Source organism: Undibacterium sp. MH2W (assembly GCF_049340215.1).
In the GTDB taxonomy this organism is placed as follows: domain Bacteria; phylum Pseudomonadota; class Gammaproteobacteria; order Burkholderiales; family Burkholderiaceae_D; genus Undibacterium.
On sequence record NZ_JBMPPA010000008.1, the window covers coordinates 111334 to 134475 of the forward strand.

Sequence of the window (23142 nt, forward strand, 5' to 3'; positions counted from 1 at the left end):
AACAATACAAAAAATCGTCGATCAAGCGATGTGACGTCGGAACAAATATAAAGCCGACGTCAGGCTACCAAACGCAATACACAACAAAGGCCAGATGTAGGGCCACGCCCCCGCAAAGCCGAGCCCTTTCAAAAAGACACCTTTCAGTATCAGAATGAAATACGTCAACGGATTCAGATGTGCCACCCATTGCAAAAAGAGTGGCATATTTTCAATCGGCGCAACATATCCAGACAGCATCACCGCAGGGGTCATAAAACAGAACACCCCCAAAAATGCCTGCTGTTGTGTCGCTGACACCGATGAAATGAACAAGCCAACGCCGGCGAGTGCCAATCCATAGCCAACCATCCCCGCAAACAGCAACAACAACGATCCGGTAAAGGGCACACCATAGATCCAGTGTGCCACCGACGCAATAAAACTTCCTTGGATACACGCCACCATCACGCCAGGAATCGCCTTACCCGCCATGATGTAAGCAGGGGTTAATGGTGACACCAACAATTGATCAAAGGTCCCTTCCTCACGCTCGCGCGCCACCGACAATGCCGTGACAATCAAGCATCCAATCGTCGTAATAATGGCAACGAGACTTGGCAAGACGTGCCATTTATATTCAAGATTGGGGTTATATAAATTACGGAGAGTAATGCTTGCAACGGGCTTAGCACCAAGCTCCTTTCCAAAATCGTTGACGACCTGAAGTGCATAGGCACTGGCAATCTGTCCGCTATTGGATCGACGTCCATCCACCACCATTTGTATTTTGCTAGGAAGACGTTTACTGAGCTGACGTGACAAGTCCATCGGCACAACAACTGCCACCAACGCACGCTGCGTATCAATAATGTCATTCAGCTCTTGCTGGCTGTGGACCATCAAGATGTGCGTGAACGCTGCTGTATGGGAGAGTCTTTCCACCAATTCACGCCCCGCTTTACCATCATCTTGGTTATAAATAGCGAGGCTGGCATTTTTCACTTCCAATGTCGCGGCGAAAGGGAAGATGGCGGTTTGCAATATGACTGGCATCATCAACATCATGCGTCCTTGCTTACTCCCCAGTAGCGCCTGCAACTCTTTACGGATCAGTCTGATTAGTCGATATAGCATGTTTAATCCAGCGTACGTTTGGTTTTAATGGCAGTTAAGCCAACCCACAACAAGCCCAAGAGGCCTAGGTAGAAAGCATTTAAATACAACGCCGAGGTCACGAGATCGGTCTGAAATAAAGTCTGCAACGAATTAGCGAAATACCGCGCTGGAATGATTCTGGTCAGCCATTGCAGATAAGTTGGCATGCTAGAAATCTCAAAGACGAATCCAGACAACATCATCGCTGGCAAAAAAGCAATCGTGAGTGCCGCTTGCGCTGCATTGAATTGATTACGCATAACGGTCGATAAGTACAAGCCCTGACCCAAGGCACACGCCAGAAATAAACTCGATATACCAAATAAGGCAAGTAATGATCCCCGAAATGGTACCGCCATCATCAAGACAGCCACCAGCAGACACAACAGCATCGCAGCCATACCGAGGATGTAGTAAGGAAGAATTTTTGATAAGAGTAATTCTGCTTTCGTGACGGGTGTCGCCAGCAACGCTTCCATCGTGCCACGCTCCCACTCCCTCGCTACCACGAGCGATGTCAGCAATGCACCAATAATCGTCATCACGACCGCAATCGAGCCCGGCACAAGAAAATTGCGACTGACACTCGAAGGATTAAACCACGTGCGCGTTTCAACGTTGATCGTTGCGGCATTATTCACACCTCGATTTTGCATCATGGTTTCTTGCCAGCGTGCCCAAGCACCATTGACGTAGGCAGAGACAAACTGTGCCGTATTCGGCTCAGACCCATCTGCTAATACTTGGATCGCTGCCACGCCCTGCCCTTGTTGCGCTTTCGATGAAAAGTCGCTACCAATGACGACGATACCTCGGATCTCACCTCGCACTAATGCGGCCATGAGGACTGGTCGGCTATTCCCACTATGAATCTGAAAACCATTTCCCGCACGCAAGGTTTGCTCAAATTGAATCGCCGCGGTACCGGTGTCTTCTACTAATAATCCAACACGAAGATAATTCGCGTCCAAATTAATGCCGTAGCCAAAGACAAATAACAAAATCAGTGGCATCACAAATGCAATCAAAATACTGCTCGGATCTCGCACAATTTGGTACGTCTCTTTACGGCACAGGGCCAGTAAGCGACGCACCGAAACAGGACTAAGAGAAGGTGAATTCATCGATCTGCCTCCAATACTAATTCGATAAACGCATCTTCCATGGTCGGATTCAATCGCTCTGGTGTGACCACTTTTCGTTTCAGATCATCTGGTGTACCAAGCGCGAGTAATTTGCCACGGTAAATCAAGGCAATACGATCACAATATTCCGCCTCATCCATAAAATGTGTTGTCACCATGATAGTGACGCCCTTATCTGCCAAGCCATTGATGTGCGTCCAGAATTCACGCCGTGTTACGGGGTCCACGCCCGAGGTCGGTTCATCTAAGAACAACACTTGCGGTTCGTGCATCACTGCGCAAGCAAGTGCGAGCCTTTGCTTAAAACCAAGCGGCAATTTCTCCGTCGGCGTATCAAGGTAAGGTTGAAGAGCAAAGGCATTCACCATTTGCGTGATTTTCTCTTTTTGAACTGCGCCAGATAAACCGTAGATGCCAGAAAAGAATTCCAGATTTTGCTGCACCGACAACTGCGCATAGAGCGAGAATTTTTGCGCCATGTAGCCGAGCAACTGACGTGCTTTGGAGGGACTATCTTTGAGGTTATTCCCCATGACCAATGCTTGACCCGATGTCGGCTTTAACAAACCGCACTCCATCTTAAACGTCGTTGATTTTCCAGCGCCGTTGGGGCCCAGCAGACCAAAGATTTCACCACGTGCCACTTTAAAACTGACATGATCAGTCGCCACGAAATCACCGAATCGCTTGGTTAATTCCCTCGACTCAATCACAGGAATCGCTGCTTCTCCGCTATCGGGGTGCAATTGATATAGATTGGGCATGAGTGCGGCGAGGACTGACTCGCCACCAGGGCCACCGCCCAGCGCACTGATAAAGGCATCCTCCAGACGAGGCGCGACTTCTAATAGTGTCGCATCAGGGCCCGCATCGACGGCCTGCATGTCAGGACGTTTATCTTTATCTCGCAATACGATCCTGACATTGCGACCTTGAATGACACCGTCCATCACCTCCGGCAAACGGAGGGCGCGCCGTAGAACATCCCGTCGATGTCCAGCGATGCCGCCAATGTGCAAACAACGGCCACGCATCTGATCCATTAACATTTGCGGTGCGCCACTTGCCAGAATTTGTCCATGGCTCATCAGACGGACGTCATCACACAATTCTGCCTCATCGAGATACGCGGTGCTCCATAAAACCGTCATCCCCCCTTGCGCAAGCTCCCGTACCATTTTCCATAACTCACGCCGCGAGATCGGATCAACACCGACGCCAGGCTCATCGAGCAACAATACTTGAGGTGTACCAAGGAGCGCACACGCTAACCCCAGCTTCTGTTTCATCCCGCCAGACAATTTACCGGCCTGGCGTTCCGTGAACGGCGCGAGTGCAGTGAATGCCAATAACTTTGCAAAACTCTCTTCGCGTGCAGTGCCCGTGACGTTGCGCAAATCCGCGTACAACGTCAAATTTTCAAGCACACTTAAGTCTTCATAGAGACCAAATTTTTGCGGCATATAACCGACGTGTTCATGCAAGGCATCGCTTTGAGAAAATGGATCAAGACCGTTGATACTCACGCTCCCAGAAGTGGGCTGCAACAGCCCTGCTAGCAAGCGCAATAAGGTCGTCTTACCAGCGCCATCTGGACCGACTAAGCCGGTGATCGTCCCACGCGTAATGCTCGTATGCACTTTCGCGATCGCATCCACATGCTGTCCATCAAACCGCTTCACCAAATCCTGAATCAAGATCGCCTCTTGATTAGCGGCGTTAGAGTGCATCTCCGATGAAGGTGAAGATGAAGGTGAGACGATTGTCATTTTGCTGACCTGATCGTGACTGGCATCCCTTGTCGCCATTGTGCGTCAGCATCATCGACCACAATACGAATACGGTAGACAAGTGACGTCCGTAAATCCGTCGTCTCGACCGATTTTGGTGTGAACTCTGCAGTCGGCGACACAAAGCCAACGGTGCCGTGATATTGTTTTCCAGAGGTCGAATCGGTCTCCAATGTCACATGGGCACCTGCAGGATAGCGACCTAATTGCGGCTCGGGTACATAGGCGCGCACCCACACTGGTTTGGTCAATGATAAATTGAACGCAACCGTTCCACTCTGCACCATCGTGCCGACTTCGATCGCGCGGGTCAGAACGATCCCATCACTGGCGGCGACCAATACCGCATCCGATACCGCTAACTGTGCATTCGCTAAGTTGGCACGTGCTTGTGCGAGTAACGCATCCGATTCCGCGATCTCTTCTTTGCGGTATCCGCGCTGCATTTCGAGTGCTTGTTGTTGGGCTGCTTTTAACTGCGCACTTGCCTGATCCCGTGCGGAGCGAACATCATCGAGCAGATGCTGCGTCGTTGCTTGCTCAGTAACCAACGAAGTTTGCCTTGCGAGCTGCTTCTCAGCGTTCACCAATGCCGCCTCAGCCGCTTGTACCTTTGCTTTAGCCTGTTCAATATCTTCTTGACGGAAGCCCTGATGCATCATGGCATTGCGGGCTGCTAACGCTGCTACATTGGCCGTGGCGCTTTGCAGATTATTGTTGAGCGGCTCAGGATCTAAGCGCGCAAGCACGTCGCCCTTTTTGACGATCGTACCCTCATCCACTTTGACTTCCGCAACCCGACCGCCGGTACGAAATGCTAGTGTGGCCTCACGAATATCCACATTGCCGTAGATCGTTGCGTCATTTGCGGTGTTATGTTTTGCAAAAAAACCAAAATAGCCCACAGCAGCAATGCCCGCTACCGCGACAACACCAATTAATTTCTTATTCATAGAGATCCCTTATTCACTTGCAATACCACTACGTTGAATGCCGGCGAGCGCCCATACCAATCGTTGCTTTGCCGCAGCCGGATCGCGCATCAGATCACGCATTTTTTGTGCATCAACTGGCAACCAAGTACACCCTTGCATGATTTCACCTGCTAATAACATGGGCATACCGACCGCCGTCATAATAAAAATCATCAAATGTAAAACGGACCCATCGGGGACACTGCGCTCCGACTGCGCCTCTTGCAATAAGCGATAAATAATCTGCGGATGACGGTACGGTAAATGCAATAAAAATTGCTGCGCAGCGACCTCACCCGCAATGGCGTCAGCAAACAAATGGCTAATAAACGCGGCGTTTGCGCTGACGAAATCAATCAAATTCTCAATGGTCGCCCGCAGCCGACCAACGGCCGAGGTCTCGTCGGACGACTCGCTGGTCTCGCGTAACTGCGCATACATGGGCTCGTACCAGATCTCCACCAGTTCCTGCAGGAACGCATCTCGATTTCGGAAGTGATAAACAAAACTGCCAAGATTAACGTTGGCGTGTGCAGCTAATTCACGCACGGTCAGTCCGCGTAAACCCTTCTGCGACACCAATGCCAAACCACTTTGCAGCAGCACATCGCGGGTACTTTTTGATGTTGATTGAACTTTCATTCAATCAGTTTATACACATGTATAAAACAATGCAAGGCAAAATTTTTGATGCTCACGGTTGAGCCAGAGAACGGTAAAACACGTCACCGATTACCACCGAGTCGTCACACCTTAGTCATACTTTAATGGCAAGTTTCAGTTAATATCTGTATCAAGTTTGATTGCACACTTCCGATGATTAACATCAGGTACACCCCCGAAAGGACAGCATGACGCATCAAAGTACGGTACTTATCTTGCAAGGAGGCGGCGCACTTGGCGCTTATCAAGCAGGTGTTTATCAGGAATTACATGAGCATCACACCCCCATCGAATGGGTGATTGGCACATCGATCGGTGCCATTAACGGCGCACTCATCGCTGGCAATCCGCCTGAAAAAAGACTGATGCAGTTGCGCGCATTCTGGGATAGCCTCGCGCCAAATGCGACGCATCGAGCGAGCTTCTGGCCGTCCTTCACGCCATGGCTCGACGTCAACAGCACCATCAATACTGTCGAAACGATGATCAATGGCGTTGATGGCTTTTTCAAACCAAGGCCAGGTGCGGCACTCAATATCAACACAAAAGTCCCCTTAAACCAAATTGGTTTTTATGACACATCACCACTCAAAGCGACTCTCGAAAAATACGTCGACTTCGATTATTTAAACAAAGGGGATGTGCGTTTAAGTGTGTGTGCAGTTGACCTTGATGATGGGCAAAGCGCTGTCTTTGATAGCAGCAAGCAAGTCATTCTTCCTGAGCATATTATGGCGAGCGGCGCGCTGCCGCCTGGTTTTCCGCCCGTCGAAATTGATGGTCGCGCGTATTGGGATGGCGGCGTGTATTCCAACTCCCCGCTAGAAATTTTCCTTGAAGAAGGCAATAACAAAGATGCATTGTGCTTCATGATTGACCTCTGGGACCCCACAGAAACCCGGCCCGGATCGATTGCTGAAGCGATGGCACGCTACAAAAATATTCAGTACGCAAGCCGCTCAAAGGAACAATTATTGGCCTACCAGAAAATTCATGATCTACAACGGGCAATCCGCGCCCTCTCAGAGCAATTACCCGACGCTAAACGCAAAGACAAAAACCTCAAACCTCTCATCGCGATGGGCTGCGAGCATACGATCAATGTCGTGAATTTGATCATGAAAGCACTACCGGACGATCATTATTTTAAAGACGTCGATTTCAGCGCCAGCACGATCCAGACGCGCTGGGCATCTGGCGTCCACGATTGCAAACGCGCCTTACGTCACAAATCATGGCTACAACCAATGCCACCGCACGCGGGTCTAATCATTCACGAACTGCCTCAGGAGTAGTATAAGCATGACCGAAGTTGACATCCGCAGCAACGCCTTTGCTATGCCGTTCCAGCACCTGGCATTTCCACCGTCCCCCTATCGATCGACGGATCGCGAAAATTTGATCGTCCGCTACCGTCGCAAAATTACCCGTGCTGGAAGTCATTTCCGCAGTCCACTTTTTAGCCGATCTTACCCTACCCTATGGTAAGGTAGTACACAATTACCTCGTCCCAACCAAGTAAAGGAATGTTCATGTTACTCAAAGATAAAATTGCTCTCATCACTGGCGCGGCCAGCGGTATTGGTAAAGAAATTGCGATTGAATATGCCAAGCAAGGCGCGAAGATTGTTATCGCTGATTTAGCACTCGACGCGGCGCAGGCGACTGCGAAAGAAATTGAACAATCAGGCGGCACGGCGATGGCAGTGGCGATGAATGTGACGGACGAAGCACAAGTCGATCAAGGCGTCGCCGATGCCGTTGCCGCCTATGGCACGATCGACATCCTCATTAGTAATGCAGGTATCCAGATCATCAGCCCTATCGTTGAACTGAGCCTCGATCATTGGAAAAAAATGCTCGCCATTCATCTCGATGGCGCATTCCTCACAACACGTGCCTGTATGCGCGCAATGATCGCGAGCGGCAAAGGCGGCAGTGTGATTTACATGGGTTCGGTGCACTCACACCAAGCGTCTCCACTCAAGGCACCCTACGTCGCTGCAAAGCACGGTTTGCTTGGCCTTGCGAAAGTCGTCGCTAAAGAAGGTGCAAAAAACAATATCCGCTCCAATGTCATCTGCCCTGGCTTTGTCCGCACACCATTAGTCGACAAACAAATTCCAGAGCAAGCGAAAGAGTTTGGAATTACAGAAGCCGAAGTGATTAAAAACATTATGCTCAAAGAAACGGTCGACGGCGAGTTCACCACGGTACAAGATGTGGCACAGACAGCCGTTTTCTTGGCAGCATTTGGAACAAACGCACTGACAGGACAATCGATCACCGTCAGCCACGGTTGGCACATGCAATAAAATATTCAACGCAAAGCAGCAGAAGGTCAGCCCTGAGAACGCAGCGAATCATCGCTGCGTTTTTTTTGCAGCGCACATGAACATCCTGACATGATCATCTCCATCACCATTCCATTTTGATATGACTAATTAAAGACAAAAGTGATAAACAATGTGAAATTCAGAATTTTGGCGTCAGTGCGTTTTACACTTTGTAAAAAAAGAGAGCGTCGAATAACGTGGATGACATCCATCCACTGTCGAAAAAGCTACGCTGGTGATTCCAGATGTCGAGGCGACATTTTCTGGTGAGACAATGACGGAATTCTGTTCTGAAGGTGGATTTGGCAATGCTTGTGCGTTTAACAAAACAGAAAATGCTCACGACAAAGCATGCTGTATTGAGTACTGGTTTCATGTCGTCACTTCTGTGCTTCATCGCAGTCTCTTATGCCTCGGAAAGCTCCTTTCCCCCTATAAAACTCTACTACGAAAACAGAGCCCCTTATATGGAAGTCAACAACGGGGAACTCGCCGGAGCAGAGGGATTACTAGCTAGCGCAGCGTTAAAAAGTGCTGGCATCACCGTCAACTTATCAGAAGCACCGGTCGCACGACAGACGGCACTCATCAGCAACAACACTGAACCCGCTTGTGCAGTAGGATTGTATTGGACGGCTGAACGTGCACGAATGGGGAAATATAGTTTGCCGTTGACCCACAGCCAACCGCAGTCCATTGTCATTCGCGCTAACAATACGAAAGTGACGACAACAGATCGTCTCGTTGATCTCCTTGCCAACCCCTCATTTTCCCTGATACTTCGCAATGGCTATTCGTATGGCGCGGATGTTGACGCCATATTGAAAGAGGCAAAAGCAACGATTCTCAGACCCTATGACAACAGCTTGGAGAGAATACGACAAGTGCATCTGGGTATCGTCGACGGAGCGATGTTCACGCCTTTTGAGGCTGAATATCTGATCAAACAACTGGGTTCCCACGGAAATGATCTCATCGTCAAACAATTTAAAGATGCCCCCGACGGCAAATCTCGTCATCTTTACTGCAGCAAAATGGTCGACGACAGCCTCATCAAAAAAATCAATGAAGCACTAAGAAAAGGTAGCTAAGCGCGCAGGCCAATGAAGAATAACGTGGTTGACGGTCCCTACACCCCTAAAGCACTTGGCATAAGCAATCTTCCGAGACGCGGACCTCCGCTCGGCATCAACGTACCAAATTGCGACAATTTCACCAGCGTTAGCAGAATTTCCTGATATTTATTTGCAAAGAAAGTATTAAATAATTATCATCATTACATGATGACGTGAAGGTTTACGTGATCAGAGAAACAACTCCCATCCATTTTTAACCGACTCGATTCATCACAATAAAAATGAAACATTCGTTGATTATTTGCGCACTTTTGGGCCTTAGCAGTGCCGCCAACGCACAAGATACAGACCCATCACACCGTTTAATGTCAGAAAGACCTGAAATTGGGTCTAATATGCTGCATCAAGTTGGGAAAAGCAGAATTAATATTTACAAAAAATATGAAGATCTGAGTGATGCCGACAAGGCGCTCTTACGTGCGCCTTATGGCGATATGCAAGCAAATGATGAGCCACCCTTCCCCCTGTATGGCTTAGCACCGGTTTTAAAAAAATTAGCGCGCATGAACTTGCGACGTGAAAATGAAGGGAATGTGCGACTGCTCGTTTTAATCGACACCAATGGCGAAGCGGAAAGTGTTCGTTTTTTACAGTTTCCAACATTAGATACAGCAAAGGCGGTTGCAAGCATCCTCGTTTCGACCAAATTCAAACCGGGACGTTGTGATGGCAACCCATGCAAGATGGATTATTTGTTCGACCTTAACCTAGAAGTACCGTTATAAAAAAAGCGACTCCGCATGAGTCGCTTTTGGGGGTAAGGCTAGATTCATCGCATCAAAAGATGCGAGCTGAAGGCAACGACGAGTCGCCCCCAATGAAATCCTCGTTACTTTGCAAATTTCATTGCCAGTTGATTCAATTTCTCTGCGCGTTTTTTTGCGTTTTCAGCTTCTTCCGCTTCGGCTTTCTTCTGACGCTCTAATGCCGCCTGCTCTTTGATTCGGGCGGCATTTTTTTGCGCGCGTTCTCTCAACATGGTCACCGCATAGGCGCGATGTGTATCGTTGAGGGAGTCTGTCGCATTACCATCAAGATCAAAACGCGTTTCGGCCTTCGAGAGCTTTTGCAAATAGCGTGTTGACTTCGTGTGATACGAGAGCGTCATGCGCAATACTTTCCGATCTACATCGGGCATCTTTGCAATGATCTGCTTATCAATGCCAATAGACAAAGGTTCACTATTTAAAAACACTGGGAATGCATCTTTTAGGGTTTTTAACAAAGCTTGCGCTGCTGTGACCGGAATAGACTTACTTGTAGTTTGCATGAATATAAAAGGAGAATTTCACAAAGTCCTCTAGCATAACATACGCGTCGCTGTGCACCTCTAAATGATGTGCGTCCGTTGTTGCTCAAAGACGCCTCAGGCAAGGCTGCCTATTTTTTAACACCTCCGAGGAGAGCGAGGCTGGGCCTCACTTTTGACAAAGTTATCCACAAAAACAGTGGATAAAATTGACAACAATACGTCAACGCAAAATAGGCAAATTAACAACTAAATCATTCCAATCGATACCCATATACTCCGTCACACAATCACGTCGACGACATTTCCCAGCATCGACTGTCGCGCCTTGTTTGCCGCAATCCGCTCGGCATCGGTCGTCTGACTTGTACTCGTACTTGTACTTGCGCTGGTACTCGTCGAACTGCGGGTATTACTCGTCTCTGATGTTGTTGATGTCGATGACAACGCATTCTGCGCATCGGTACTCGACGTTCCGCTCGTCGCCGACGTAGACGATATGCCTCTTGCATTGTTCGATGAACTATCCGACGATGCCGACGACGAACTGGAGGAGGAACTTGAGGAAGAGCTTGAAGAGCTCAATTGCGCGATTTGCGCCTCGACAGAAGCAATCTCAGAATTCAATGTCTGTGTTGCGCTGCTAGAGGACGAATTTCCTGTGGCTGCCGCTTCCTGTTTTTTTAATTCCTTCTGATAAGCCTCTAACTTTGCTTCTAGGGCCGCAAGTTGCGCCGCAGAACTGGACTGACCTGTAGAAGAAGAATAAGACGAAGAACTGACCGATCCAATCGCCGAGACCATGATTGCACTCCTTTCGATAGCGAACCATCATCGTTCGCCATTCAATGATTGTGGCGAAGATGATAGGCAAGCATCACCATCCACCACACTAAAGCCAGACAAGACCATCTGGACACCTGATAAGGTAACGGTGCATTGCAGCAAAACTAGACATCTTTTCATGTAAATTGATGTAAAGATCCGTTAAGACCACCGCTACCTCTCCGGCAATCCAATCAATCCTTAGTGCATCGATGGCTTCGGTCCAGCACCTTGCGCATGTTCGTTTTTCATGGACTGCAATTGCGTCCGCTGCTCAGGTGTCAGTACTAAGGATATTTGATGCATCGTTGAAGCGTGGGCGACCTTGATTTGCGCCATCGCACGCGCCTCTGCATCGGCCAGCGATTTCAATTTCGACTCGTCATATTGCACATTGCCTTCAATCATCTCGTGGATCGCATCAGCATTCTTCTTCGCCACTTTATGTTGTTCATGGAACACTGGCTCAACGGCGTGCATGATCGCAAAAATTTTATCCTCTTGTGCCTCACTGAGTTTGAGCGCATGCAAAAACGGAGGAATACCCGCATCCATCATGGGCATCGCATGCATCGGTGGCGGACCATCCATGTGCTGCGGACCTGGACCCTCTCCATGGTCTCCCATCATAGGCGGCATGCGGTGGGCATCATTACCGCCCGGCATACCTGGCATAGCGGGCATGGCTGGCGCGCAAGGTGGCTGAGCATGATCGAACGACGCATTGACTTGGGCGAATACTGGCAGCCCCGCAGCAAGTCCTGCAACAAGCAAGGCATTGGTCAATAACATTTTCATTGCTTTCATTCTTCACTCCATTCATTCAATAGTAAGGTGTCAATACGGCATCAGGCAAATCCGACGATCAAACCGTATGACCAGATTGTCGTCCTATGGGGCGTTAATTGCCGTTAAACCAAGGTAAATTTAGGTAAAGATAGAATGAATTAATGAACTTCAAGCAAAAAGATTGGTACAGTAACGATCATGTTCACACTCCCCCATTGTCACCCGCAAAACGGACAACATATGGCGGCAATAACACCACCATGGAAAAAAGAATGAATCAGATACTGCTCATTGATGACGATGCAGAACTACTGGCAATGCTCAAAGAATATTTAGAACAAGAAGGCTTTGGCGTCACTGGTGTCAATGACGGCGAATCAGGCACGCGTGAAGCGCTCAGTGGTGCCTACGACATCGCCATTCTGGATGTCATGATGCCGCGTCTCAATGGACTTGAAACACTGCGCCGTATTCGCACGAAGAGCCAGCTTCCGATTCTGCTACTGACCGCACGCGGCGACGATACAGACCGCATCATTGGACTGGAATTGGGCGCCGACGATTATGTCCCCAAACCATGCACACCGCGTGAGTTGACCGCCAGAGTACGAGCGATCCTTCGCCGTACCCGCCAAGCGCCAAACGACGTGAGCAGCACCTCTCCAATCGTCGTCAACGCACTCAGTGTGTGGCCAGAAAAGCGAACCGCAACGTGGGCCGGAAATCCCATCGAACTCACCAGTACAGAGTTCAACCTGTTAGAGGTGCTCGTGCGTCACGCCGGACACCCAGTCAGTAAAGCAGAATTATCTTTACAAGGTTTAGGACGTCCACTAAACAGATTTGATCGCAATATCGATGTCCACCTCAGTAGCCTGCGCCAGAAACTCGGAACGTTGGCGGACGGTCGCTCCTGCATCCAAACCGTTTATCGGCTTGGCTATCAATACATCAAGGAGTAAACCGTGGGCCGCCTGTTTTGGAAAATTTTTATCTTGACGATTGTGGTACAGATCATTGCCACGCTCGGTATCGGCGGCACGCTCTGGCTCAAACATTTTCGCCATCAAGGTACCTCATCACAACTCGATCAAAGCCCACCCGCCGCATTCAGAACCAAAGCTGCCGCCGCGACATTGCAATTCGGTGGCGTAGAGGCGCTACAAACCTTACTGAGCGATGGAGATCCACGCCACCCCATTTTCGCCGTCGGGGATGACAATACAGAGTTATTCCACAGAAAAATCAGTGCCGAGATGATTCATCAGGCGCGCCAGTTGATCAATGACGATCATGAGTCGACGACGCGTGAAGTCATCTCAAAGGAAGGCACCCACTATCTCTTATTTTCACCGGCTTTTAATCCAGACGATGCGCCCCCTCCTCCTGCACTCAATCCGCCAGAGGAGGCGCATCAGCATCGCGGGCCACCACCAGGCTCGCCGCATAATGATTTTTTCCTGCCCTACTTTCCGATGGGCTCGGCTATTCTATGCAGCCTCCTTTCCGCTGCGCTGCTAGCATGGTATTTTTCAAAGCCCATCAAACAACTCAAGAACGCCTTCGAAGAAGTCGCTAACGGCAATCTCAATGCCAACCTTGGATCAACGATGGGCACGCGCCGAGATGAACTCAATGATCTCGGACGTGATTTTGATGCCATGGTCAAACGCTTGTCGATCTTGCTGGATGGTCAACGAAGACTACTCCACGATGTTTCTCATGAATTGCGCTCTCCGTTAGCACGCCTGCAAGTCGCCATTGGACTCGTGCGCCAGCAACCCGAAAAAGTCGATACCTCTCTCACACGCATCGAACAAGAATGTGCGCGCATGGACAAACTCGTCGAAGAGTTGCTGACACTTTCCAAACTAGAAGCGGGTGCGCAAACGCCACGCGAAGAAATCGTCAATATTGATGAGTTAATGAGCGATGTGCTTGAAGACGCACGTTTTGAGGCGCATGCGACAGGACAAACCATCACGTTGATTGGTGATTCCTCCGGTACGGTGCGGGGCGATGCCGAATTGTTACATCGCGCGCTAGAAAACGTCACACGAAACGCCTTAAAACACAGTAAAAACGACCTCCCCGTCAACATCGCCTCCGCGATGACTGTATTGCCTGAGACATCAACACGGGTATGGCAAGTCAGTATCAGCGACCATGGACCAGGCGTACCTGAGGAAGAACTCGCAACGATTTTCGAACCATTTTTCCGCTGCACCCAGACCAGCCAAAACACAGGACATGGTCTAGGACTAGCGATTACCCGTCGCATTATTGAGGCACACCGAGGAACGATCACAGCAAGTAACCTTCCTGAGGGCGGGCTGGTAGTGACAATACAAATACCCTTGCTGTAGCCGTTTATCACTGATTTAGAACCTCCCCATGCGATCGATGCCATTCGCATGGGGTGTGGTGTTCCACCAACAAACACCTTCTTTTTTGTCGAGCAGACAACAGATCAAGCCAAGCTTGATTTGCTTCAATGAATCCCCGTTTTGCGCTTATACAATGAAATAATCCGCTCAACCGAGCCCCTCCTCTTTTTGCCAGAAGGATGCCGATGTTAGCCGTCTATATTTCACACAATGACTGTACGAAGCATGAGATGGGGGAACAGCATCCCGAATCGCCCGAACGAATTGGTGCCATTAAAGACCAGTTACTCGTCACTGGCTTACTGCAATTTATGGCGCCTCACGACGCACCATTGGCGACCGAGGAACAATTGGCAAGAGCGCATGATCTTGACTATATCCATCGCCTTGCAGCACTATCCCCGACCGAAGGCTATGTGCACGTTGATCCTGATACGCAAATGAATCCTCACACGTATCGCGCCGCATTGAGAGCGGCGGGTGCGGCAATTATGGCAACCGACTTAGTACTCGGCGAGGACGCGAAAGTCGCCTTTTGCAATATCCGTCCGCCTGGCCATCATGCAGAGTATCGTGCCGCTGGTGGCTTCTGTTTTTTCAACAATGTCGCTGTCGCAATCCGCCATGCGCTGGATGTCTATGGCTTACAACGTGTAGCACTGATCGATTTTGACGTCCATCACGGCAACGGCAGTGAAGATATTTTATGCAATGACCCTCGTGTTTTAATGTGTTCTAGTTTCGAAAAAAACATCTATCCATTCTCTGGCGACATTCCGAAAGGACCGAATATGATCAACGTCGGCCTTCCCGCTCGCGTTGGTGGAAAAGAGTTTCGAGCAGCGATTGAACAACGTTGGATTCCGGCATTAGACGCCTTCCAACCAGAAATGCTCTTTATCTCCGCAGGGTTCGACGGACACCGCGAAGACGACATGGGCAATCTCGGCCTCACTGAAGCGGATTTTGCGTGGGTGACACAACAGATTGTGGGTATCGCTAAGCGTCATGCACAAGGACGCATTGTGTCTTGCCTCGAAGGAGGTTATGTTATGTCACCACTGGCACGAAGCGTCGCGGCGCATGTCAGAGTACTCATTGGTGCAGATTAACTGAATTGGTCATCGGAGTCGTCATGGATAAGCACTATCTCAGCCCCTTGTTTTCCCCTCGCTCAATTGTGATTTTTGCAGGATGCGATGCGGACTCATCCCCAGCAACGGTTCATGCTCAGTTGCTGGTAGAACATTTCAAACAAGGCGGATTTACTGGCCCACTCACCTATCTCGATATCAACACCAGCGGTACACTCAGCGATCTCGTGAAATCAAGAGTGGATCTGGCAATCATAGCCCTTCCAGAAGAGCAATTGTCCGCCGCACTCGAAGTCGCGGGGAGTATCCACTGCAAGGCGGCCATGATGATCTCCAGTGGTGTTCGTGCGGATCTCGCCAAGCGTTTGCATGACATCGCTTCAGGCTATGGGATGCTGTTATTAGGCCCCAACTGCATGGGATTTCAACGCCCTAACCGACAACTCAATGCCAGTATTCTTGGTCGCATGACACAAAAAGGAGCGACCGCCCTTGTTTCACAATCCGGTTCAGTCACAACATCTATCCTCGACTGGGCGAGTTCAAATGGCGTCGGTTTTTCTGCGGTCATTTCTCTTGGCGCCCATACCGCCGTCGATATCGCTCAAGTACTCGACTTCTTAGCCGAAGACAACAGCACCCACAGCATCGTTGTTTATCTCGAAGGCGTAAAAAATGCACGCAGCTTTATGAGTGCACTACGCGCCGCAGCCGTTGCAAAGCCCGTCATCATCCTCAAAGCGGGACGGCATCACGGAGGATCACACGCGACGTCAACCCATAACGGCGCGATGGTTGCCAGCGATGATGTGTTTGATGCGGCATTAAAACGGGCAGGTGCGGTCCGCGTTCAAACTTTTGTTCAACTTTTTTCTGCGGTCAAATGCCTGTCTGCCCGCAATTTGCCGGTCGGCGGTCGACTTGCGATTATTTCCAATGGTGGCGGCCCCGCAATGATGGCGGCAGATTGGGTGCATGAAGTCAAACTGAATGTGGGGACATTATCCACGGAAGCAGCTACGGCGCTGCAATCACAGCTATCTCCTTTAGCGAATGTACAGGATATATTGGACCTCGATGAAAGCGCTGATGCGACGCATTATCGGCTTGCCATCGAAGCTTGCGCGAATAGCCCACAGATTGATGGTATTTTGGTTCTCCTCTCACCCAAGCCCCATCTCGATATTGATCGTGTCTCCGAGACATTGGCGACATTGCAGCCGAAGATCAACAAGCCACTCATTACCTGTTGGATGGGCGACGACCTCGTTGCATCGGGTCGCAGCATCCTCAATAACGCATCGATTCCAACGTATAGAACACCGGAAGCCGCGGTAGATGCATTTCACAATATCGCCTCGTTTTATCAAAATCAGCAACTACTGCACCAAGTCCCTTCATCGTTATCAGAACTCGCTAAACCCGATATCGAAGGCGCGCGGATTTTGATCGAGAATATTCTCACGGAGCGCCGAAAAGTATTAACAGAAATGGAGTCCAAAGCATTGCTTTCCTCCTTTCATATTCCAGTGACAAAAACCATTTTGGCACGCTCTGCCAATGAAGCGATTTTGGTCGCTAATCAACTCGGCTACCCCATCGCGCTCAAAATTGATTCTTCGGATATCGTTCATAAATCCGAGGTGCGCGGCGTCGCTCTCAATATCAACCATGCCACGGGTGTGCGTGACACTTGGATAGAAATGATGGCCGCCGTTACGCGCCTCAAACCCGATGCCACGATCAACGGTATTACCGTACAAAACATGTCTGGCAAACCGAACGGCAGGGAGCTGTACATTGGGGTAAGAACTGACGAGCAATTCGGCCCCGTCATCTCTTTTGGTGCGGGCGGCACGATGATTGAGGTCATTGCGGATCGCGCTCTCGAACTGCCGCCACTCAATCAATTCTTAGCGCACCGCTTAATCGACCGCGTACGTTCAGCAGAAATGCTAGAGGCATGGCGCGGGGCACCAGCGACAGATCGCGATGCACTCGAACGGATATTGCTCCGCGTGTCAGAGATGGTGTGCGCTCTGCCACAATTGCGTGAGATGGATATTAATCCTTTGATTTTGGATGAAACGGGCGCTGTCGTCGTTGATGCGCGCATTGTAATTGAGCAGCATGCGCCAACACGCCATCACGAACATTTGGCGATTTTGCCCTACCCATCCGATCAGGAATCTGAGTGGCCTATGCGGGATGGCAATCGTTATACCGTCAGACCTCTCCATCCGCATGATGCCGATATGTTACAAACCCTTGTGCGTAATCTTTCTCCTGAGAGCCGCTATTTCCGCTTTATTTCGACCATGCGGGAATTACCAGAACGTATGTTGGCGCGATTTACCCTCATTGACTACGACAGAGAAATGGCGATGGTGGCGATTTATCGCGAACGAAATACCAATCCCGACGGCAGCATCGACGTCACCGAACGCATTATCGCGGTGTCGCGCTATGTCACGAACCCCGACAAAAGCAGTTGTGAATTCTCTTTGCTCGTCGCGGATGAATTCAATGGTCAGGGGCTCGGCTCACGCATGATGCAATCCATTATTGATGTCGCTCGTAGTAAAGGATTAGCCACGATGGAAGGTCTCGTGTTAGCGAAAAATGCGGGCATGCTCAAACTCATGCGCAGTCTTGATTTCAAGATTCAGATTTATGAAGAAGATCCAGATCTGAAACTCTGTGTCAGGCAGCTTTAAACGAAAGGCATATCACCAATCAAGCAAGCACGTCATTGTTCAAAACAGGCTTGCTTGATCATGTAAAACGGCACCTTACAACGTCGCAATCCAGTGGCGATAACGTCGTGCTTTGACGAGATCATTGAATTGCTGCAGGATGAAAGCGCGTAGCGGCGATACCGCAGGTTTCGTTGGCTGACCGCGACTTAAACGCATCAACTGAAACTTCACGACAGCCATCATCGCCAAGGAGGCCAACGGCTTATTTTTCCAGGTAATGGGTGGCAAGGCCGGCGCGACTTGCTCACCACGCATCCACCGTGCTGGCAACTGTGGATCAATCGCCAGCGCGGTCGCAATTCCGACCATCGATACACCCGAAGCAATAACCTGCGTAGCAACCTGTGCGCTACGAATACCGCCTGTTACCATCAGTGGCATCCGTGCAGTCGACAACATCTCTTTCGCAAACTCTAAAAAATAAGCTTCGCGTGCTAAGGTTCGCCCATCTCTCGCCGTACCTTGCATGGCGGGCGCTTCGTAACTTCCTCCAGAAAGCTCCACCAGATCGACCTCGCAATCATTGAGCCATTGAATCACTTGGCGTGCGTCCTCCGGAGCAAATCCACCCCGCTGAAAATCCGCTGAATTCAATTTTACTGACACGGCAAAACTGGGCGATACGTTTGCCCTCACTTCACGCACAATAGCAAGCAACAAGCGTGCGCGATTTTCTAATGTTCCACCCCATTGATCTTGCCTTTGATTACTTAACGGCGATAAGAACTGGCTTAGCAAATAGCCATGGGCTGCATGAATCTGAACCCCAGTAAAGCCCGCCTTCTCGGCGAGTGTTGCCGCCTGCACAAAGCGACGTCGCACATCGGCAATATCGTCCTCCGTCATCTCACGCGGCACAGAAAAATGTTTCGACATTGCACCGAGATCCAACGCGACCGCTGAGGGTGCAATCGTCGTTTGACGTAGGGCGCTTTGCATCTGTCGACCAGGATGATTAATCTGCATCCACACTTGGGCACCATGCTTCCGCGCAGCTTGCGACCACGCAGTAAAACGGTCGAGGTACCGTGTATTTTCCAACACCACCCCACCAGGACCCGTCATCGCCCGCGCGTCCACCATGACATTGCCAGTAATAATCAAACCAACCTGTCCTGCTGCCCATTGATCATACAAACGGATCAAAGAGGCAGAAGGTGCATGATCAGCGTCAGCCATATTTTCTTCCATCGCAGCCTTCGCAATGCGATTGGGGATCGACGCGCCATTCGGCAAAAGTAAAGGTTCGGCGTAATTCATCAGACACTCCGTAGTTAATTTACTTGTTAGCTTAAGCTTAAAGTGAAGTTGAATGTCAATACCTCAAATACTCGACATGCTTCAACGAAATCAACCATGCGCAGTATCGACATTGCGATCCATCGATATTTGATGAAAGTAACTCGCCAAAGGAGGCATTACAGAGAATCAAGCGCGATTAGGCAGCGCTTACAATCCCAAATCACTCAATCCAGGATGATCGTCCGGACGCCGCCCCTGTGGCCAATGAAATAGACGCTCCTCCGCCGTGATTGCGAGGTCATTGATGCTGGCAAACCGCTTCTTGCAACGTCACATTCAGACCGTTGCTCTTGGGCGCGCCTCTTCAGACCACCATTCATTCCCAACTGGAATGAATGTTATGCATTCCACCCTACTACTAAAATGAAAGGGAATGGGCGACACTGACCTGACTCCCCCCCCTAAGCGACACACGATGAAACAACGGAAAGGAAATTTACTATGTCACTGAAAGAAGAACTCGCTGCGCGCAAAGCTGAATTTATGGGTAAAGCACCACCAGAGATCAGAGAAGCCATGATGCGCGCTGATCAGGAATTACATGCCTCCGGCATCGTCGGACGCGCCATCAAGATCGGGGATCAGACTCCGGATTTTCGTTTGCCGGACGTCCATGGCAAGGAAGTGCACCTCGCAGATCTATTAAAAAACGGCCCCGTCGTAGTGAGCTTTTATCGTGGCGGCTGGTGCCCTTATTGCAATCTCGAATTACGGGCCCTGCAACGTGCCTTACCCGCAATCAAGGAGCTAGGCGCAACACTCGTTGCAATTTCTCCGCAATCCCCTGACGAGAGCCTGTCTACCGCAGAAAAGAACGCCCTCGCATTTTCAGTCTTGAGTGATGCCGGATCCTTGACCGCAAAAGCATTCGGCATCGCCTTCGATCTCGCCGACGAGCTTCGCCCCATCTATACGCGATTAGGGCATGCCCTGCCAGACATCAACGGCGTGAACGATTGGGTGTTGCCACTCCCTGCCACATTTGTCATCGCGCAAAATGGTACGGTCGCCCTCGCATTCGTCGATGTCGATTATCGAACTCGTCTAGAACCCGCAGAGATTATTGCTACGTTGCGCAATTTATCAGGGCAAGTGCCTGCGCTTGAAATAGGTTGAAATCCATCGACCGATGGAAAAGAGGAATTGCGTTGAATCGGGTTGATTTGTGTTGATTTGTGCAATCAGTTTGTCATGACCGGACGCTGTGCTTGAAACGATCATGTGAAAAAGAAAAAGCGCACTAAAAAGTGCGCTTTTTCTTTGAATTCAATGGGGTGGACGATGGGGCTCGAACCCACGACAACAGGAATCACAATCCAAGACGAAACTACGCCGAAACCCGCATGAATTAACGATTTTAATGCTTGGATTTTCCAACGGTGAAAAAATTTACCCCACGTAGCCATGCGGGTTTGCGGGGTGCCGTTGGAAAATTTTAGCACTATTTCGGCCATGCATCCGTTAGTGTTTTAACGCGCAGGGTGAGGCACTTCTGGCACGTCACCCATGATGCAAAGCCATGATTGCGCATATTCAACCTCGCCCAATGGCGTAACGCTCCTTTCAAATCCAGAAAGCACAAACCGATCGCCCTCCATCCATTGCATGGTGACGTCGAAAAGAATGTCCGAATGCTGACCTCGGGTGAATTTTGCCCGTTTGACGATCCTATGCAAACCTTGGTCGCTTGACTCGCCGATCTCCAATTCTCCAACGGCACCACTATTAAATCGGTCGAATAAGTGCCTCTTGGGAATAACGATGCCGTTCTTGCGCATTTTTAAGATATGAAGCTTCATTTTAAAATACTGTATATGCAATCAGTATCTGTGAGGATATCGTAAACTAAACAAAGAAACATCAAAATTTCTGAATACTACAATTATCAAAATAGCTAAATTACATGCAGTACAATAATTTCAACATGTAAACTTAAAGGATTAAGGTCATGCTTGATAAGTTATTTAAGCCAATTGGATTGCTTGCACTGCTCCTGTGCTGCGTGATAGGAATTTTTGCTGTTTTTGAGGTTTTTAACATTGTTAGTGAGCAATGCAAAAATGGAAGTGCGTGCTTTGAGTTATTAAAAGCGATTCCTACGGCTATCATTGCCGCGATTGCCGCAGTGATAGCCTACCGCCAACATATGGTAGCCAAATCAAAATTAAACTTTGACCTCTTTGAAAGAAGGTACGAAATATTTAAATTATCTTGGACTGTACTTTCATCAGCTGCATCTTTTAAAGTTGACGCTGAAAGTTCGAGAGAACTAAGCAACTCATCTCCACAAGCTGCTTTTTTGTTTGGCGAGGAAATAAAAGAGTATATCGGTCTAATTTTGAAAAAAGAGAAGGAAATCGCTGACATAGGAACGCGTGCGATCGAAAACAATAATGTTGTAGAGCCAGAAGACATTGATAATCTCAGTCAGCTAACGGCTTGGATGAATCATGAGGCAAAAATCGGATGTAGGCAAAAATTTGGTAAATTTCTCAATTTCGAAAATTGGCATTGATTGTTGATCTAATTCTCAACCTCTGCCAAACCATTGCCAGCATCAAATTTTTGGAGCGCCCTGCACTGGGCGCTTACTTCATCTGCTCGTTGCAGGAGAGAGAATAAATCTTGCAGCCCTGCGTCTGAAAGTATCCAGGTTCCGGCATTGGTTTCATTAGTACCTGTGGCACTGCTGGCTTGGGCGGTTGTGGCAGATCTGCGACCTTGACCACTGGCGTTGGTGTCGCGCAAGCTGTTAAGCACAGCGCTATGCAAAGCATTGTTATGCGTAATTTCATTTGAATACCCCTTTTTGATGATTTGATTAGTCTCTGCTTGCGCCGTAGCTAATGCTTGGTTTTCAGCGTTGCGCTTGGCGATCGCGGCGAGTTCCACTTGGTTTTCAGCGGCTTTGTACTGATCGAATACTTGTTGCACATCTTTGGATCCAGACTGGTACCCAAGGTGATGACAATACCAAGCTCCGCACAGCAGTAGAAGGATTGCAACGCCGAGACCCGCAAGCCGCGCATATATTCCGGTGATATCAAGCATTGTTATCCCCATCGCCGATGTCTTCCTCAATGTCGATTAGGGTGTAAGCGATCGTGCCAGCAATGAGCCCAATCGCGAACGCGCCCCAAGCAATGATGAGGCGATCCACTGGGATAAACGTTGCAGCAGAAATTGCGACTGCCACCACAGCACCAGTGATAAAAGAGCGTCCTTCTTGTGCCAACTTCTTGAAATCGGTTTTCATAATGTTCCCCCCCCCTTAAGTTTACGTATCTGTCTTTGCTTTAAGTGCCACGCCACCAGCCAATACAGCGAGCCCACCCATCATTAATGAAAACGATGTAGCAAACTGAATTGGATCGAACGCTCCATTTTTGAATGTTGTGTATGCAGAACTGAGCAGAAAAGTCGGTATCCCACCTCCCGACAAAGCAAGTCCAGCAATTCGGAACGGGCAAGCTGACTTCCCATCGTTCTCTGTGATTGCGCTAAACAAAACGCTTTTCAATGAATCAAACATCGTTACTCCCAAAAATTATTTAAT

General features: G+C 49.4%; 24 protein-coding genes and 1 pseudogene. 10 read left to right on the forward strand and 15 right to left on the reverse strand.

All coding sequences use genetic code 11. The annotated features are described in order from the left end of the window. Positions 1 to 21 precede the first annotated feature (21 nt). The 5 genes from ACO0K2_RS16940 to ACO0K2_RS16960 are packed head-to-tail and all read right to left on the reverse strand — an operon-like array spanning position 22 to position 5688. Positions 22 to 1116, reverse strand: coding sequence for an ABC transporter permease (locus tag ACO0K2_RS16940; protein WP_423020978.1), 1095 nt, complete (start codon positions 1114 to 1116; stop codon positions 22 to 24). 2 nt (positions 1117 to 1118) lie between these two features. Continuing rightward, positions 1119 to 2261, reverse strand: a complete 1143-nt coding sequence (locus tag ACO0K2_RS16945) for an ABC transporter permease (protein WP_423020980.1) — start codon at positions 2259 to 2261, stop codon at positions 1119 to 1121. Continuing rightward, positions 2258 to 4051 (reverse strand): ATP-binding cassette domain-containing protein, encoded by a 1794-nt coding sequence (locus tag ACO0K2_RS16950; protein WP_423020982.1) that lies wholly within the window; start codon positions 4049 to 4051, stop codon positions 2258 to 2260. The genes ACO0K2_RS16945 and ACO0K2_RS16950 overlap by 4 nt, the downstream gene beginning before the upstream one ends. Beyond that, positions 4048 to 5025: a secretion protein HlyD gene (gene hlyD, locus ACO0K2_RS16955; protein ID WP_423020984.1), complete on the reverse strand. Its 978-nt coding sequence runs from the start codon at positions 5023 to 5025 to the stop codon at positions 4048 to 4050. Before hlyD ends, ACO0K2_RS16950 begins: the two co-directional genes overlap by 4 nt. A 9-nt stretch (positions 5026 to 5034) precedes the next feature. Beyond that, a complete protein-coding gene (locus tag ACO0K2_RS16960; RefSeq protein ID WP_423020986.1) occupies positions 5035 to 5688 on the reverse strand; it encodes a TetR/AcrR family transcriptional regulator in 654 nt (217 codons plus the stop codon). A 209-nt stretch (positions 5689 to 5897) separates the two neighbouring features. On the opposite strand from ACO0K2_RS16960, the gene ACO0K2_RS16965 reads away from it, so the two are divergent. Then, positions 5898 to 7004: a patatin-like phospholipase family protein gene (locus ACO0K2_RS16965; RefSeq protein WP_423020988.1), complete on the forward strand. Its 1107-nt coding sequence runs from the start codon at positions 5898 to 5900 to the stop codon at positions 7002 to 7004. On the opposite strand, the gene ACO0K2_RS16970 is transcribed toward ACO0K2_RS16965, so the two are convergent. Then, the gene (locus ACO0K2_RS16970; RefSeq protein WP_423020990.1) at positions 6979 to 7152 is read right to left on the reverse strand and encodes a hypothetical protein; all 174 of its coding nucleotides are present in this window, start codon (positions 7150 to 7152) and stop codon (positions 6979 to 6981) included. The two genes, ACO0K2_RS16965 and ACO0K2_RS16970, sit on opposite strands and share 26 nt — an antisense overlap. Positions 7153 to 7241: 89 nt before the next feature. Between ACO0K2_RS16970 and ACO0K2_RS16975 the strand changes: the two genes are divergently transcribed. The 3 genes from ACO0K2_RS16975 to ACO0K2_RS16985 all read left to right on the forward strand — a co-directional run bounded on the left by ACO0K2_RS16975 (position 7242) and on the right by ACO0K2_RS16985 (position 9906). Continuing rightward, on the forward strand, positions 7242 to 8024 hold the full coding sequence (locus ACO0K2_RS16975) for a 3-hydroxybutyrate dehydrogenase (protein WP_423020992.1): 783 nt from the start codon (positions 7242 to 7244) through the stop codon (positions 8022 to 8024). Positions 8025 to 8419: 395 nt separating this feature from the next. Further along, positions 8420 to 9136, forward strand: coding sequence for a substrate-binding periplasmic protein (locus ACO0K2_RS16980; RefSeq protein WP_423021033.1), 717 nt, complete (start codon positions 8420 to 8422; stop codon positions 9134 to 9136). Positions 9137 to 9516: 380 nt separating this feature from the next. Then, entirely contained in the window at positions 9517 to 9906 is a 390-nt protein-coding gene (locus ACO0K2_RS16985; RefSeq protein WP_423020994.1) for an energy transducer TonB, read from the forward strand. Between the two features lie 104 nt (positions 9907 to 10010). Here ACO0K2_RS16985 and ACO0K2_RS16990 read toward each other — a convergent pair whose 3' ends face one another. From ACO0K2_RS16990 to ACO0K2_RS17000, 3 genes are all read right to left on the reverse strand, one after another. Continuing rightward, positions 10011 to 10451 carry a ProQ/FINO family protein gene (locus tag ACO0K2_RS16990; RefSeq protein ID WP_423020996.1) on the reverse strand — a complete coding sequence of 147 codons (441 nt, stop codon included), beginning with the start codon at positions 10449 to 10451 and terminating at the stop codon, positions 10011 to 10013. A 261-nt stretch (positions 10452 to 10712) separates the two neighbouring features. After that, entirely contained in the window at positions 10713 to 11234 is a 522-nt protein-coding gene (locus ACO0K2_RS16995) for a hypothetical protein (RefSeq protein ID WP_423020998.1), read from the reverse strand. Between the two features lie 222 nt (positions 11235 to 11456). After that, positions 11457 to 12062, reverse strand: a complete 606-nt coding sequence (locus ACO0K2_RS17000; protein ID WP_423021000.1) for a Spy/CpxP family protein refolding chaperone — start codon at positions 12060 to 12062, stop codon at positions 11457 to 11459. Between the two features lie 254 nt (positions 12063 to 12316). Between ACO0K2_RS17000 and ACO0K2_RS17005 the strand changes: the two genes are divergently transcribed. The 4 genes from ACO0K2_RS17005 to ACO0K2_RS17020 all read left to right on the forward strand — a co-directional run bounded on the left by ACO0K2_RS17005 (position 12317) and on the right by ACO0K2_RS17020 (position 18242). After that, on the forward strand, positions 12317 to 13006 hold the full coding sequence (locus ACO0K2_RS17005) for a response regulator (RefSeq protein WP_423021002.1): 690 nt from the start codon (positions 12317 to 12319) through the stop codon (positions 13004 to 13006). Between the two features lie 3 nt (positions 13007 to 13009). Then, positions 13010 to 14410, forward strand: a complete 1401-nt coding sequence (locus ACO0K2_RS17010; protein ID WP_423021004.1) for an ATP-binding protein — start codon at positions 13010 to 13012, stop codon at positions 14408 to 14410. 206 nt (positions 14411 to 14616) lie between these two features. Further along, on the forward strand, positions 14617 to 15543 hold the full coding sequence (locus ACO0K2_RS17015) for a histone deacetylase family protein (RefSeq protein ID WP_423021006.1): 927 nt from the start codon (positions 14617 to 14619) through the stop codon (positions 15541 to 15543). A gap of 23 nt (positions 15544 to 15566) precedes the next feature. Continuing rightward, entirely contained in the window at positions 15567 to 18242 is a 2676-nt protein-coding gene (locus tag ACO0K2_RS17020; protein ID WP_423021008.1) for a GNAT family N-acetyltransferase, read from the forward strand. Positions 18243 to 18317: 75 nt separating this feature from the next. On the opposite strand, the gene ACO0K2_RS17025 is transcribed toward ACO0K2_RS17020, so the two are convergent. Together ACO0K2_RS17025 and ACO0K2_RS17030 are read right to left on the reverse strand one after the other, a co-directional pair. Next, a complete protein-coding gene (locus ACO0K2_RS17025; protein ID WP_423021010.1) occupies positions 18318 to 19544 on the reverse strand; it encodes an NADH:flavin oxidoreductase/NADH oxidase family protein in 1227 nt (408 codons plus the stop codon). 189 nt (positions 19545 to 19733) lie between these two features. Continuing rightward, positions 19734 to 19850, reverse strand: a pseudogene (locus ACO0K2_RS17030) (DUF1348 domain-containing protein); the annotation flags it as partial. A 177-nt stretch (positions 19851 to 20027) separates the two neighbouring features. Between ACO0K2_RS17030 and ACO0K2_RS17035 the strand changes: the two are divergent. Then, a complete protein-coding gene (locus ACO0K2_RS17035; protein WP_423021012.1) occupies positions 20028 to 20702 on the forward strand; it encodes a peroxiredoxin-like family protein in 675 nt (224 codons plus the stop codon). A gap of 353 nt (positions 20703 to 21055) precedes the next feature. Here ACO0K2_RS17035 and ACO0K2_RS17040 read toward each other — a convergent pair whose 3' ends face one another. After that, a complete protein-coding gene (locus ACO0K2_RS17040) occupies positions 21056 to 21385 on the reverse strand; it encodes a hypothetical protein (RefSeq protein ID WP_423021014.1) in 330 nt (109 codons plus the stop codon). Between the two features lie 149 nt (positions 21386 to 21534). On the opposite strand from ACO0K2_RS17040, the gene ACO0K2_RS17045 reads away from it, so the two are divergent. Then, positions 21535 to 22101 carry a hypothetical protein gene (locus ACO0K2_RS17045; protein WP_423021016.1) on the forward strand — a complete coding sequence of 189 codons (567 nt, stop codon included), beginning with the start codon at positions 21535 to 21537 and terminating at the stop codon, positions 22099 to 22101. A gap of 8 nt (positions 22102 to 22109) precedes the next feature. On the opposite strand, the gene ACO0K2_RS17050 is transcribed toward ACO0K2_RS17045, so the two are convergent. From ACO0K2_RS17050 to ACO0K2_RS17060, 3 genes are read right to left on the reverse strand one after another with little or no spacing between them, the layout of a single operon-like run. After that, positions 22110 to 22637 carry a hypothetical protein gene (locus ACO0K2_RS17050; RefSeq protein WP_423021018.1) on the reverse strand — a complete coding sequence of 176 codons (528 nt, stop codon included), beginning with the start codon at positions 22635 to 22637 and terminating at the stop codon, positions 22110 to 22112. After that, a complete protein-coding gene (locus ACO0K2_RS17055) occupies positions 22630 to 22842 on the reverse strand; it encodes a hypothetical protein (protein ID WP_423021020.1) in 213 nt (70 codons plus the stop codon). Before ACO0K2_RS17055 ends, ACO0K2_RS17050 begins: the two co-directional genes overlap by 8 nt. Before the next feature lie 21 nt (positions 22843 to 22863). Next, on the reverse strand, positions 22864 to 23118 hold the full coding sequence (locus ACO0K2_RS17060) for a hypothetical protein (protein WP_423021022.1): 255 nt from the start codon (positions 23116 to 23118) through the stop codon (positions 22864 to 22866). Positions 23119 to 23142: the final 24 nt, after the last annotated feature.